This is a genomic window from Kangiella marina (assembly GCF_039541235.1).
Taxonomy (GTDB): domain Bacteria; phylum Pseudomonadota; class Gammaproteobacteria; order Enterobacterales; family Kangiellaceae; genus Kangiella; species Kangiella marina.
Window position 1 is genome coordinate 227,208 of sequence record NZ_BAABFV010000002.1, and the last position, 13,281, is coordinate 240,488.

11 protein-coding genes are annotated in these 13,281 nt (G+C 46.4%); all 11 read left to right on the forward strand.

Features of this window, described 5'->3' with window-relative positions; all coding sequences use genetic code 11:
* Position 1: 1 nt before the first annotated feature.
* The 11 genes from rsmH to ABD943_RS09275 are packed head-to-tail and all read left to right on the forward strand — an operon-like array spanning position 2 to position 13,278.
* Positions 2-934: a 16S rRNA (cytosine(1402)-N(4))-methyltransferase RsmH gene (gene rsmH / locus ABD943_RS09225; RefSeq protein ID WP_345292900.1), complete on the forward strand. Its 933-nt coding sequence runs from the start codon at positions 2-4 to the stop codon at positions 932-934.
* The gene (gene ftsL, locus ABD943_RS09230) at positions 931-1,299 is read left to right on the forward strand and encodes a cell division protein FtsL (RefSeq protein ID WP_345292901.1); all 369 of its coding nucleotides are present in this window, start codon (positions 931-933) and stop codon (positions 1,297-1,299) included. The genes rsmH and ftsL overlap by 4 nt, the downstream gene beginning before the upstream one ends.
* Positions 1,300-1,329: 30 nt before the next feature.
* The gene (locus ABD943_RS09235) at positions 1,330-3,093 is read left to right on the forward strand and encodes a peptidoglycan D,D-transpeptidase FtsI family protein (RefSeq protein WP_345292902.1); all 1,764 of its coding nucleotides are present in this window, start codon (positions 1,330-1,332) and stop codon (positions 3,091-3,093) included.
* Positions 3,086-4,633 carry a UDP-N-acetylmuramoyl-L-alanyl-D-glutamate--2,6-diaminopimelate ligase gene (locus ABD943_RS09240; RefSeq protein WP_345292903.1) on the forward strand — a complete coding sequence of 516 codons (1,548 nt, stop codon included), beginning with the start codon at positions 3,086-3,088 and terminating at the stop codon, positions 4,631-4,633. The genes ABD943_RS09235 and ABD943_RS09240 overlap by 8 nt, the downstream gene beginning before the upstream one ends.
* Positions 4,630-6,012, forward strand: coding sequence for a UDP-N-acetylmuramoyl-tripeptide--D-alanyl-D-alanine ligase (locus ABD943_RS09245; protein ID WP_345292904.1), 1,383 nt, complete (start codon positions 4,630-4,632; stop codon positions 6,010-6,012). The genes ABD943_RS09240 and ABD943_RS09245 overlap by 4 nt, the downstream gene beginning before the upstream one ends.
* 2 nt (positions 6,013-6,014) lie before the next feature.
* The gene (gene mraY / locus ABD943_RS09250; protein ID WP_345292905.1) at positions 6,015-7,094 is read left to right on the forward strand and encodes a phospho-N-acetylmuramoyl-pentapeptide-transferase; all 1,080 of its coding nucleotides are present in this window, start codon (positions 6,015-6,017) and stop codon (positions 7,092-7,094) included.
* Positions 7,095-7,110: 16 nt separating this feature from the next.
* A complete protein-coding gene (gene murD / locus ABD943_RS09255) occupies positions 7,111-8,436 on the forward strand; it encodes a UDP-N-acetylmuramoyl-L-alanine--D-glutamate ligase (protein WP_345292906.1) in 1,326 nt (441 codons plus the stop codon).
* Complete coding sequence (gene ftsW / locus ABD943_RS09260) at positions 8,433-9,659, forward strand: putative lipid II flippase FtsW (protein WP_345292907.1); 1,227 nt, start codon at positions 8,433-8,435, stop codon at positions 9,657-9,659. The genes murD and ftsW overlap by 4 nt, the downstream gene beginning before the upstream one ends.
* A complete protein-coding gene (murG, locus tag ABD943_RS09265) occupies positions 9,652-10,836 on the forward strand; it encodes an undecaprenyldiphospho-muramoylpentapeptide beta-N-acetylglucosaminyltransferase (protein ID WP_345292908.1) in 1,185 nt (394 codons plus the stop codon). The genes ftsW and murG overlap by 8 nt, the downstream gene beginning before the upstream one ends.
* Entirely contained in the window at positions 10,823-12,277 is a 1,455-nt protein-coding gene (gene murC / locus ABD943_RS09270) for a UDP-N-acetylmuramate--L-alanine ligase (RefSeq protein ID WP_345292909.1), read from the forward strand. Before murG ends, murC begins: the two co-directional genes overlap by 14 nt.
* Positions 12,274-13,278 (forward strand): D-alanine--D-alanine ligase, encoded by a 1,005-nt coding sequence (locus tag ABD943_RS09275; RefSeq protein ID WP_345292910.1) that lies wholly within the window; start codon positions 12,274-12,276, stop codon positions 13,276-13,278. Before murC ends, ABD943_RS09275 begins: the two co-directional genes overlap by 4 nt.
* The last annotated feature ends 3 nt before the right edge of the window (positions 13,279-13,281 follow it).

A 13,281-nucleotide genomic window follows, 5' to 3' on the forward strand; every position in this document is an offset into this window, starting at 1 on the left:
CATGAAAGACAAGGCGCATGACTCGGTTCTACTCGATGAAACAGTGGAGGCTCTGGTGATCAACCCTGATGGTATTTACATTGACTGCACTTTTGGCCGTGGCGGCCATAGTCGAGCAGTATTGTCGATGCTATCTGAACAGGGCCGTCTGATGGCTTTCGATAAAGATCCTCAGGCGATTCAAGAGGGCCAAGCTTTAGAACAAGAAGACTCTCGTTTTGAAATTATTCATGAGAGTTTTTCCCTGTTAGAACAAAAGGTTAGCGAAAAATCACTAGTCGGCGCTATTGATGGAATCATGATGGACTTAGGGGTCTCATCTCCACAACTGGATCAGGCGGAACGCGGCTTCAGCTTTATGCAAGACGGTCCTCTGGATATGCGAATGGACACGACACGCGGGCAAACCGCAGAGCAGTGGGTCGCCAAAACCAGTGAAGACGATATGGTGTGGACGTTCAAAACCTTTGGCGAAGAACGTTACGCGAAACGAATCGCGCGCGCGATCATTGAGAAGCGACAAAAAGCCTCTATCAACCGCACGTTACAGTTAGCGGAAATTATAAAAGAGGCACATCCGCGCTGGGAAAAACATAAACATCCAGCAACTCGCTGTTTTCAGGCGATACGAATCGCTGTTAACAGTGAGCTGGATGACTTGCAACACACTTTAGAACAGTCGTTGAAGTGCTTAAAAATTGGTGGTCGCTTGGTCGCCATCAGTTTCCATTCGTTGGAAGACCGAATGGTGAAACGATTTATACAGAAGCAGGAAAAAGGCCAGGATTTTCCACCTGGCTTGCCGGTGACGGAAGACATGATTAACCGCCGAATGAAAAAAGTCGGCAAGTTCACCAAGGCCGGTGACGATGAGTTAGAACGAAATAACCGCGCGCGTAGCGCGGTTATGCGTGTTGCGGAGAAGATTTCTTGAGCGAAAGCAAGAAAGCCGCAGCTGGTAAAAAGGTTAGAGAAACCAATAGTTTATGGCCTTTTTATAGTTTGATAGCAGCTTTCGCAAGACGTTTTGGTGTGATTGTTTTAGGTGTGGTGGTGGTGATTTCAGCGATCACAGTGGCTTACCAAACACATCAATTACGTCAGGCAACGATAGCGTTAAAGGCGTTACAAGATGAGCAAACTGCGCTGGATTTGCAATGGCAGAAACTAAGGCTTGAGCAGAGCGCGCTGGCCGACCACAGCAGAATCGAGCGGCTGGCGGAAGAACAGTTACAAATGAAGCACACGGACAATGATGACGAAATCATCATGAAACCGGCGCTAAGAAATAATGATTAAACGCAGTTGATAGGTTAGGACCGATAACGAATGAAGAAGGTTAGAAACCGCAAAGTTAAGACAGTACCACTCTGCACATGGCGTTTTTATGCCATGAGCGTGGTATTGCTGTGCGGTTTTTTTGCCCTGTTAGGTCGCGCGGCTTACTTACAGGTTGTGAGCGCTGATGATTTAGCTAAAGCGGGTGACTCGCGTTCAGTCCGCGTCAAAGGTATCTCGAGTCACCGCGGCTTAATCCTTGATCGTAATGGAGTCGAGCTTGCGCGTTCAGTGCCAACTGAGTCTGTGTGGTTGGATATTAAAACCTTATTGCAGACACCAAAAGTCTTGCAGAGTGAAAAGTGGAAAGCATTCTCTGCTGCATTGAAACGCGATGAAGATGAATTAAATCAATGGGTTATCAACCGCTCTGAGCGACAGTTCGTGTGGTTAGAGCGTCAGGTTGATCCTAACGTATCCTTGTATATCAAGCGATTAGATATTAAAGGCGTAAACTTCAAAACCGAATACCGTCGTTATTACCCTAGTGCCGAAGTTGCGGCGCATGTCGTCGGCTTTACTGGGGTTGACGATAAAGGGTTAGAAGGGGTTGAGAAGGCATTCGATAGCTTTTTAACGGGTAAGCCGGGTAAAGAGCAAGTGGTTGTTGACTTGTACCGTCGCGTGGTTGAAGAGCGTGGTGTACTGGCTAAAGCTGAGCAAGGCAATGATCTACAGCTGAGCATTGATTCTCGAATTCAAGCCGCAGCTTATAAAGAGTTAAAGAAAGCAGTCTTGTCGAATGGTGCTAAAGGTGGCTCAGTGGTGGTGATGGATGTTGATACTGGCGAAGTGCTAGCAATGGCAAGCCAACCATCTTTTAATCCAAACCGTTCAGACAGTCGTTTGCCAGAGCTTACGCGTAACCGTTCGATTACGGATATGTTTGAACCCGGATCAACGGTCAAGCCTTTAACGGTGATTAGCGGATTAAGTAGCGGAAAATTCAGCGTTAACAGTGAGATAGATACCTCACCTGGACGGATGTATTTGGATTACGCTTGGGTGCGTGATTCGCGGAATCACGGTGTGCTCGACCTGGATGGCATTATCAAAAAGTCGAGCAACATGGGCGTCTCAAAAATTGCACTAGAACTGACCGACGAAGAGTTCCTAAGAACCTTGTATGCGGTAGGTTTTGGCATTGATACCGGGCTTGGAATCCAGGGTGAAGCGGAAGGGCGTTTATCGCCTCGCCCAAATTGGTCACGTCATGAAAAAGCCACTTGGTCATACGGTTATGGCTTTATGGTGACACCGATGCAGTTAGCGCAGGCTTACACTATTATCGGTACCGGTGGTATTCGACGTACGCCGACATTATTAAAGCGTCCAGAACATGAAGAAATTGACAGCGAGCGGGTTATCCAACCTGAGATCGCGTCAGCGGTACTCAACATGATGGAGCATGTGACCCAAGAAGGCGGTACTGGAACGCGTGCACGAGTCGATGGTTATCGAGTGGCAGGTAAAACAGGAACCTCTCGTAAAGCCATTCGTGGCGGTTACGGTGACGAATATGTGACCTATTTTGCGGGCTTAGTACCAGCGACTGATCCAAAGTTTGCCATCGTAGTTATGGTGGACGAGCCTGCTGGTGATAGCTATTACGGCGGTACAGTATCGGCACCGGTATTTTCAGAAGTCGCTGATACCGCTCTACACTTATTGAATGTTGCTCCAGATGGCGACATTAAGCGCCCAACTGTGGCGACAGCAACAGGCGCTATTGCCAAAGGAGCAAGCAATGACTAGCTTCCAAGGCGCAAGTTTTAAACCAAAAGCACTGGCCAAAGTGTTGAAAAGTCATATCAGTAAAGACCAGCTTGGTTCTTATGCTGATTTGGACGTTGCTGGAGTTTGCTTGGATAGCCGTGCCGTAACTGACGGGGTTGCATTCATCGCATACCCAGGACATCAATCGGATGGTCGCCATTACTTACAGCAAGCTGTCGATTCTGGTGCTAGTGTCTTAATTGTTGAGAAAGTGGGTTTAGCAGAGTTTGCTCCTGCTGAGAGCGATGTCTGTAACTTTGCTGGTATACCGTTAGTTGCGATTGAAAACCTTGCACAAGCTTGTGGCGATATTGCTGCTCGTTTCTACGGAAACCCAACGCGAAAAATGTCGGTTACCGGCATTACTGGTACAAACGGCAAAACCAGTTGTTGCTACCTGTTAGCGCAGGCGCTCGAATTTTTGAATTACCCAACCTTGATGTTGAGCACGATTGGCAATGGAAATCCATCAGCGTTACAGGCTACGTCAAACACCACGCCTGACGCCGTGTCGCTTCAAAAGATTTGTGCGGAATATTTACAGCATAAAAATCATTACATGACGATGGAAGTCTCGTCACATGGTTTATTGCAAGGCCGCGTCAATGGCGTCGAGTTTACGGTGGCATTGTTTACGAATTTATCAGTTGATCACCTTGATTATCACGGTGATATGGAATCTTACTTCCTAGCGAAGCGCGAGCTGTTCTTGAAAAAGGACTTAAAAGCCGCCGTTATTAATGCCGATGATGAATACGGACGTCGCTTATTAAACGATGAAAAAATTAAGTGCCAGAAAATTGCTTATAGCCAGTCAGGGCAAAATCCTGAACTGGATATCGAGCAATGGATTACTGCGGATAATACAGAGTTAAGTTTGAATGGGTTAAAGGCAGACCTGCACACACCTTGGGGTAGCGCAAAGTTGCACTCAGGGCTGCTGGGTGATTTTAACCTTTCGAATTTAATGGCGGTAGCAGGAGCCTTAGGTGTGATGCTGGGTGATAGTCATAAGTGGATTGTGGCATTGAATTCGGCGAATGCCGTGCCAGGGCGTATGCAACAGTTTAGTGCACATGACAAACCAACCGTGGTGGTGGATTACGCTCATACCCCTGATGCTCTAGAAAAAGCGATTAAAGCACTCAAAGCTCATTGTGACACTGGAAAGGTTTGGTGTTTATTTGGCTGTGGTGGTGATCGTGATACATCTAAACGAGCGATCATGGGTGGTGTGGTTGAAGCTAACGCTGATTGCGTCATCATTACGGACGACAATCCGCGTACTGAAGATCGCGATTCGATTGTGGCAATGATTCGTCAAGGGATGGAGAATCAAGAAACACCTTATATCAGTAGCCGTTTCGAAGCGATTAAATATGCCATCGAGCATGCGGAAGCGGATGACATGATTTTAGTGGCAGGCAAAGGCCATGAAGATTATCAGGTCATCGGCACTGAAAAAGTCGATTATAGCGACCTTGAGTCGGTCAAGCAGTTGCTGGGGGAGCAGTCATGATTCCTTTAACACTTTCTGCGATTGCCGACTTCTGCGTTGGTGAACTTATCGGTGATGACTTAACCATTGCGAAAGTCATGACTGACAGTCGAGCTGATTGTAGCGGTGCTTTATTCGTGGCTTTAGTTGGCGAACGATTTGATGCGCATGAGTTTATTACTACCGCTGAAAACCAAGGCGCGGTAGCCCTTATGGTCAGCCGTAAAGTGGATAGCCCGTTACCACAAATCATCGTACAAGATACTGAAAAAGCATTAGGCCAACTGGCTCGGTTCGTGCGTCAGGAAGTCAACCCAAAAGTGATTGGCATCACGGGGAGCGCAGGCAAAACGACAGTTAAAGAATTGGTCGCATCGATTCTGCGCCTGAAAGGGAAAGTGTTAGCTACAAAAGGCAACTTTAACAATCACATAGGTGTTCCACTGACGTTACTGGAGTTAGAGCAGGACCACGAGTATGCCGTCATCGAAATGGGAGCAAACCATAAAGGTGAAATTGCTTATTGTGCCAGCTTAGCCAAACCTGACGTCAGCGTGATAAATAATGTTGAGCCAGCACACCTTGAAGGGTTTGGTTCGATTGAAGGCGTGGCCAAGGCAAAATCGGAAATATATCAGTCATTGGGCGAAAGTGGCACAGCGATCATTAACCTTGACTGTGAGTTTGCATCGCAATGGCTCGAAGAATTTATCGACTGTCATAAAGTTACAGTGTCTCGACATAATGATGCCCACTTTAGCGCGAATAATGTACACCTAAACTCTGAAGGTTTGGTGACGTTTGACGTGATTAAAAGAAACTTAACGGGCAAAGAATCGACTACGGTAACGCTACAACTAGCGGGCTTACACAATGTATCAAATGCGTTAGTGGCAGCAGCGATTTGCACCCAGCTTGATGTTGACTTAGGCCTGATTAAAGACGGCTTGGAGCAAGCTGGAGCGGTTAAAGGTCGCTTGAATATGGTGGCTGGTCAGCAAGGTAGTTTAATTATTGATGATACTTACAATGCCAGCGTCGGTTCGGTTAAAGCTGCCATTGATGTTTTGGTCAGTAAGCCCGGCGAAGCCATTTTTATTTTTGGTGATATGGGCGAGCTTGGTAACGAAAGCGCTCGATATCATCAAGAAATTGGCCAGTATGCCAAAGACAAGGGCGTCAAAAAATTATTCGCCACGGGGACTGAAGTCGAGCATACGGTGACAACATTTGGGGAAGGCGGCGAGTTATTCGCTGCAAAAGAGGCGTTGATAGAAGCCGTTAAAAAACAGCTTCAACCATCGCAAATTATATTAATAAAAGGTTCGCGCAGTGCTCGCATGGAACAAGTAGTACAAGCGTTACAAGAGCCGCAACAGACTGAAAAGAGGGGAGGTTAACCATGCTAACCTGGTTGGCAGAATATCTATCACAATTTTACTCAGGCTTTAACGTTTTCCAATATTTAACGTTCCGTTCAATATTGAGCGTGATCACGGCGTTGGGTATTTCGTTGATAGTGGGACCTCCGATGATTCGCCGTTTAAGCAGTTATCAAATTGGGCAGACGGTGCGTGATGATGGCCCTAAAACCCACCTAAGCAAAGCCGGTACGCCGACCATGGGCGGTGCCTTGATTATCGTTGCCATTGTACTCGCATGCTTACTCTGGGGTGAGTTAGAAAATCGCTATCTGTGGGTTTGCTTATTTGCCATCGTGGGCTTTGGTTTAGTTGGGCTAGCAGACGATTACATTAAGTTGGTAAGAAAAGATCCTAAAGGTTTGATCGCGCGCTGGAAATATTTGTGGCAGTCAGTGATTGGCGCGGGCATTGCGATTTACTTGTTCTATACGGCGAGCCCACAAGAAACACAGCTGTTAATTCCATTTGTCAAAGATGTGATGCCACAGTTGGGCTTAATGTTCATTTTAGTGGCTTATCTGGTCATCGTAGGCACCAGTAATGCGGTGAATTTAACCGATGGTTTAGACGGCTTAGCGATATTGCCGACGGTATTGGTTGCGGGCGGACTTGGGATTTTTGCTTATCTTACTGGTAACCAGGTGTTTTCTGAGTACTTAGCGATACCATACATTCAAGGCGTTGGTGAGCTTGTGATTTTCTGTGCGGCTATCGTAGGAGCAGGTTTAGGGTTCCTATGGTTCAACACTTACCCAGCTCAAGTTTTCATGGGTGATGTGGGCGCACTAGGTCTAGGCGCAGCGCTTGGAACCATTGCGGTATTGGTTCGCCAAGAGTTAGTGCTCTTTATCATGGGTGGCGTGTTCGTGATTGAAACCGTGTCTGTGATGCTACAAGTCGGCTCTTACAAGTTGACTGGCAAAAGAATTTTTAAGATGGCGCCACTGCACCATCACTATGAGTTAAAAGGATGGCCAGAGCCGCGAGTTATCGTGCGCTTTTGGATCATTTCATTGATTTTAGTATTGATTGGTCTAGCGACCCTAAAAATACGTTAAGAGGCGATAAAGTTTAATGCAACAACACGCAGTCGAACATAAAAATCGTTTGATTCTCGGTCTGGGACAGACCGGGCTGTCGGTTGCGCGTTATTTATCAGAGAATGATCAGCCTTTTAAAGTTATGGACACACGTGACCAAGCTCCCGGCTCAGAAGAGCTAGCGCAATTGGATCGCGATGCTTTGATTCCTTGGAATGGGGAGCAGATGCTGGGGTATGAACAATTAGTGGTAAGCCCCGGTATCGCGGTAACACAACCTGATATAGCTCGTGCTGAAGATTTTGGCGTAGAAATTATTGGCGATATTGAGTTGTTTGCCCGCGCTAATCAGTATCCAGTGATCGCTATTACAGGTTCAAACGGTAAAAGTACGGTCACAGAGTTAGTCGGAAAGTTGCTGCAAGCCGCAGGACTAAACGCATTGGTTGGTGGCAATATAGGGTTGCCCGCGCTTGATTTACTGAGCCAAGAAGCAGGCGACGCTGTGGTGGTATTGGAGCTCTCAAGTTTCCAACTGGAAACCACGCACTCGCTCAAACCTGTGGCAGCGACAATATTGAATGTCAGTGAAGACCACTTAGACCGTTACGCGGATTACCAAGCTTACGTTTTAGCGAAACAGCGGATTTTTGATAACGCAGAAACCATTATTGAAAATTCAGAAGACGATTTAACACAGCCCGAAAAGGTAACGGCAAAGCGCTTATCATTCGGCTTTAGTAGCGAAAGCGACTGGCAGGTGGATGTTAACGCTGGGGTTTTACGTCGCAGTGAACGCACTGTCTTAGAGCTAAAAGATTTAAGGTTACAAGGCTCGCACAATGCAATGAATGTTGCCGCTGCTTTTGCCTTATTAGAAGGCGCAGGTGTGGTGATTGACTCGGCTGTTATCGAGTGTGCGAAAACATACAGCGGTATGCCGCACCGTAGCCAGTTAGTAGCGGTGAAAAACGATGTCACCTATATCAATGATTCTAAGGCGACCAATGTGGGAGCGACGGTTGCTGCGATTCAAAGTTTTGCACCTCGCTTTACCGGCCGCATTATTTTAATCGCGGGTGGTGATGCTAAAGGGGCAGAACTTGGCAGCTTAAAAGACAGTATCGAACAGCACGTTAAAACAGTCATTTGTTTTGGCAAAGACGGAAAAGCGATTGCTGACTTGGCTAAGAATAAGTCGATACAGGTGAGTAACTTAACAGAAGCAGTGGAGCAAGCTGTGGCGTCGAGTGAAGCCAACGATTGCGTGTTGTTATCACCTGCTTGCGCCAGTTGGGACATGTTCAAAAACTATATTGAGCGTGGTGGACAGTTTGAACATTTGGTGGAGGCGCTATGAGTAGTATTACCCAAGTATTGCGCCTCAACGATTTTGTTGAACAATTAAAACTGTCAGATCCACGCACGCGATTGGACCCTTGGTTATTAGGTCCTGTAATAGCGTTGTTGGCGATTGGTGTCGTTATGGTGGCATCAAGCTCAATGCCTTATGCAGAAGATCACATGAAAGGGAATGAATTCTACTTTTTGATCCGTCACTGCATTTACTTGGCAATAGCCTTGGCTTCCGCAGTGTTCGCGCTGCAACTGGATACCCGCTTTTGGCAAGAAAATGGGCCAAAGTTCTTAGTGCTAGGAATCTTATTATTAGTCGCAGTATTGTTCATTGGACGAGAAGTTAATGGTAGTAAACGCTGGATTGGCGTTGGGCCATTAACGATACAACCCGCTGAACTGGTGAAGTTCTTTATTGTGATTTATCTCGCTGGTTACTTGGTGCGACGCAGCGATGAACTCCAGACTCAAATTAGAGGCTTCATCAAGCCGTTGTTCGTGATTGGTTTGGTGGTGGCTTTCTTATTATTGCAACCCGACTTCGGCACCTCTGCGGTGATCTTAGCCACAGCGTTAGCCATGCTCTTTTTAGCGGGAGCGCGATTGTGGCAGTTCATTACATTGACGGGGTTTGTGGGTATTGTCATGGGGTTAGTAGCATGGCAGGAACCTTACCGCATGAAGCGTCTAACGAGCTTCTTAGATCCATGGGCGGATCAGTTTGGCAGCGGTTATCAGTTGGTTCAGTCCTTAATTGCATTTGGTCGCGGTGATTGGTTTGGCGCAGGGCTTGGAAACAGCGTACAAAAACTGTCGTATTTACCAGAGGCGCATACGGATTTTGTGTTCGCTGTCTTTGCTGAAGAATTTGGCTTTTTAGGAGTGGCGTTAGTGATTACCTTATTTGCCATCATCTTTATGAAGAGCCTAACTATTGGTCGCCGTGCTTTAAAGATGGAGCACTATTTCGCCGCTTATATGTCGTACGGTTTTGGTTTTTGGTTGAGCTTACAGGCGTTAATCAATATCGGTGTAGCCAGCGGCTCATTGCCGACCAAAGGCTTAACCTTACCGTTTATTAGTTACGGCGGTAACTCGTTAATCGTCAGTTGTGTGGCGGTAGCGGTATTGTTACGCGTTGACTTTGAAGTTCGTCGAAAAGAGCACGAGTATTCAAGTGCAAAGCAGTCTTATCGCGGTAGAAGTAGAGGAGGTCGTAATGAATAAAGCAAAGAAAACGATCTTATTAATGGCTGGTGGAACTGGCGGTCATATTTTTCCGGCGCTAGCCGTGGGTAAAGAATTAGAGCAGCAAGGTTGGACACTGCATTGGCTTGGCTCTGAAGGTGGCATGGAAGAAGAATTGGTACCAAAACACGGTATTAAGATGACGCTTTTGCCAGTCAAAGGTGTTCGCAACAAAGGTTTGGCATCGTTGATCAAGGCGCCACTGCAATTGATAAAAAGCGTGTTGCTGGCTCGAAAAGCGATAAAAAGAATTCAGCCTGACGTAGCGCTAGGAATGGGGGGCTTTGCAAGCGGTCCCGGAGGTTTAGCGGCAAAGTTATGTGGCGTTCCATTGGTTTTGCATGAGCAAAATGCCATTGCAGGGATGACTAACCAACAATTAAATCGTTTCAGCAAAATCACCTTGCAAGCTTATCCCGGTGCGTTTGTTGATATGAAAAAAGTGGCGACGGTTGGTAACCCGGTGAGAACCGACTTGATGACAATATCGCCAGCAAAAGAACGAATTGTGGTTGAAGAAGGCAGTATAAATTTATTAGTGATTGGTGGCAGTCGTGGCGCTTTAGTTTTGAATCAAAAGATTCCAGCAATGCTTGACGTCATTAACGGCGGTTTAAAGGTGAATGTTCGTCATCAATGTGGGCGTGGCAATTTAGGCGATGTTGCGGCGCGTTATAAAGAGTTAAAGAACCCGCTGGTCAAGCATGATGTCACAGAATTTATTGATGACATGGCTGAAGCTTATGAGTGGGCGGATTTAGTTATTTGTCGTGCCGGTGCTTTAACCGTGGCTGAAATAGCGATGGCTGGGTGTGCTGCGATCTTCGTACCATACCCTCACGCCGTAGATGATCACCAGACGCACAACGCGCGCTATTTGGCAAACCAAGGTGGCGCCTTAATTATCCAACAACATGATTTGGATGAGCAAAAACTGGCCCATCAAATCACGGCACTAGCCAATGACAAAAGTCGAATTATTGAAATAGCCACCATCGCCAAAAGTTTGGCTAAGCCAAATGCGACAACTCAAGTAGCTGAGTATTGTAAGCGTGCTGCTATAGGCCAGTTTGAGATTATGAAGAATACATTAGAAAAAACCGCAATCGGTACTTCTGATAAAGAAGCTGCGGAGAGTACAAATGAACAACGATAAATTACAGCAAGTAATTCCAGAGATGCGTCGCATTAAACGTATCCACTTTATTGGTATTGGTGGCGCGGGGATGAGTGGTATTGCTGAAGTATTACTGAATTTGGGTTATGCCGTAAGTGGTTCTGACTTACGCCAAAGTCATGTCACTCAGCGATTAGAAAGTTTGGGTGCTGAAATTTTCTTAGGCCACCGTAGTAACAATATTTTGGATGTGGATGTTGTGGTGTGCTCAACGGCTATTCCAAAGCATAACCCAGAAATTGAAGCGGCGCGTGAACGTCGAGTGCCAATCGTTCGTCGTGCAGAAATGTTGGCGGAGCTAATGCGTTTTAGACACGGTATTGCAGTCGCCGGTACACATGGCAAAACCACGACAACCAGCTTGTTAGCAAGTATTTATGCGGAAGGTAATTGTGATCCGACGTTTGTGATTGGCGGCTTATTAAATAGTGCGGGCTCTAACGCCAAACTGGGTAGAAGTCGTTACTTCATTGCTGAAGCGGATGAAAGTGATGCATCGTTTTTACACCTTCAACCGATGGTTTCAGTGGTGACGAATATTGAAGCTGACCATATGGATACTTACGGCGGCGACTTTAAGAATTTAGAAAATAACTTCATCGAGTTTTTACACAACTTGCCATTCTATGGTTTAGCGGTGATGTGTATCGATGATGAAACCGTTCAAGATTTGATATCAAGGATTTCGAGACCAACGGTTACTTATGGCTTTAGTAAAAAAGCGGATGTTCGAGCGATTGATTTCGAGCAAAAAGGCACGAAAAGTTTCTTTAAAGTTGTACGCCGTGATTGTGTCGGTAACTTGGATATCGAGCTTAACTTACCGGGCATGCATAACGTTCAGAATGCGTTAGCTGCGATTGCTGTGGCTACCGACGATGGTGTTAGTGACAAAGCGATTCAAAAAGCTTTGGCAGAGTTTGAAGGGATTGGTCGTCGCTTCCAGATGTATGGTGACTTTACAGTGAATGATAAGACGGTGACGTTAATTGATGATTATGGTCACCATCCGAGTGAAGTGAACGCCACCATTAAAGCGTTACGCAAAAGTTGGCCGGAGCGTCGATTGGTGATGGTCTATCAGCCACACCGTTATTCACGTACGCGTGATTTGTATGAAGATTTCTGCGGTGTTTTGTCTGAGGTTGATGAGCTGTTGATGCTAGAAGTTTATGCGGCAGGCGAAGATCATGTCCCTGGCGCAGACAGTCGTTCATTGTGTCGCAGTATCCGTCAACGTGGGAAGATTGAACCAATCTTTGTTGAGTCGATTTTGGAGTTACCAGAAGCGTTACACCATGTTCTAGAAGATGGTGACGTGTTGGTAACGCAAGGCGCTGGCAACGTTGGCACTTTGGCACCTTCTTGGGTACAGGTTGGTTTGGACTTTGAACGTTTGATCCCAAAGGAGGAGCAATGAGCAACGACTTTTCTCCTGCAACACTATCGCCTAAAGACTACGGCAAAGTAGCCGTTGTTTATGGTGGTTTCTCTGCTGAACGCGAGATCTCTCTAATTTCTGGAGAGACAGTGTATCAAGCATTGATTGGTGCTGGAGTTGATGCTCATAAAGTTGATCCAAAAACTGATGGTTTAAACGCGCTTTCTGAACAAGGTTTTGATCGGGTTTGGAATGCTCTGCATGGCCGCGGTGGTGAAGATGGTGTGATTCAAGGCTTCTTAGAGCTTCACCAAATTCCGTACACCGGCTGTGGGGTTATGGCATCGGCTATTGCTATGGATAAGCTGCGTACAAAATTGCTATGGAGTGCGCAAGATTTGCCAGTGGCAAAACACAGAATGGTCACGACAGGGGATTTGTCTCTGCAAGAGGCTGAAGCATTATTGGCCGAGTTAAACGGCTGCGTCATGGTGAAGCCGATTCATGAGGGATCGAGCGTTGGTATGGCGCGAGCTGATAGCGCAGAGCTGTTACAAAAAGCGGTAGCTGATGCTAAACAGTTTGATACCGACATTATGTTAGAGCAGTGGATACAAGGCGACGAATACACGGTGTCGATTTTGAACGGCAAAGCTTTACCAAGTATTCGTGTTAAGACCCCACATACGTTTTATGACTTTACGGCAAAGTATAAAAGTAACAGCACTGAGTATCACTGCCCAAGTGGTTTGTCAGAAGTCGATGAAAAGAACTTAGCTGAATTGAGCGAAAAAGCCTTCAAGTCGTTAGGTTGTTATGGCTGGGGCCGAGTGGATTTTATGCGTGAACAACACACTGGACAGTGGTTATTACTGGAAGTCAATACTGTACCTGGTATGACTCAAACTTCATTGGTGCCGAAGGCAGCAAAAGTTCAAGGTATGAGTTTTGAGCAGTTGGTATTGAGCGTGTTGGACACAAGTTTTGGACGCCAAGATGGTTTGTTCAAAGGTGGGTTGATGACGGAAGGAGCTAACTAGTCT

What these genes read in the sequence shown, in the direction of transcription:
- murD (WP_345292906.1), top strand. Translation starts at nt 7,111, where the DNA reads ATGCAACAACACGCAGTCGAACATAAAAATCGTTTGATTCTCGGTCTG.
- ABD943_RS09275 (WP_345292910.1), top strand. Translation starts at nt 12,274, where the DNA reads ATGAGCAACGACTTTTCTCCTGCAACACTATCGCCTAAAGACTACGGC.
- mraY (WP_345292905.1), top strand. Translation starts at nt 6,015, where the DNA reads ATGCTAACCTGGTTGGCAGAATATCTATCACAATTTTACTCAGGCTTT.
- ABD943_RS09240 (WP_345292903.1), top strand. Translation starts at nt 3,086, where the DNA reads ATGACTAGCTTCCAAGGCGCAAGTTTTAAACCAAAAGCACTGGCCAAA.
- murC (WP_345292909.1), top strand. Translation starts at nt 10,823, where the DNA reads ATGAACAACGATAAATTACAGCAAGTAATTCCAGAGATGCGTCGCATT.
- ABD943_RS09245 (WP_345292904.1), top strand. Translation starts at nt 4,630, where the DNA reads ATGATTCCTTTAACACTTTCTGCGATTGCCGACTTCTGCGTTGGTGAA.
- murG (WP_345292908.1), top strand. Translation starts at nt 9,652, where the DNA reads ATGAATAAAGCAAAGAAAACGATCTTATTAATGGCTGGTGGAACTGGC.
- ftsW (WP_345292907.1), top strand. Translation starts at nt 8,433, where the DNA reads ATGAGTAGTATTACCCAAGTATTGCGCCTCAACGATTTTGTTGAACAA.
- ABD943_RS09235 (WP_345292902.1), top strand. Translation starts at nt 1,330, where the DNA reads ATGAAGAAGGTTAGAAACCGCAAAGTTAAGACAGTACCACTCTGCACA.
- rsmH (WP_345292900.1), top strand. Translation starts at nt 2, where the DNA reads ATGAAAGACAAGGCGCATGACTCGGTTCTACTCGATGAAACAGTGGAG.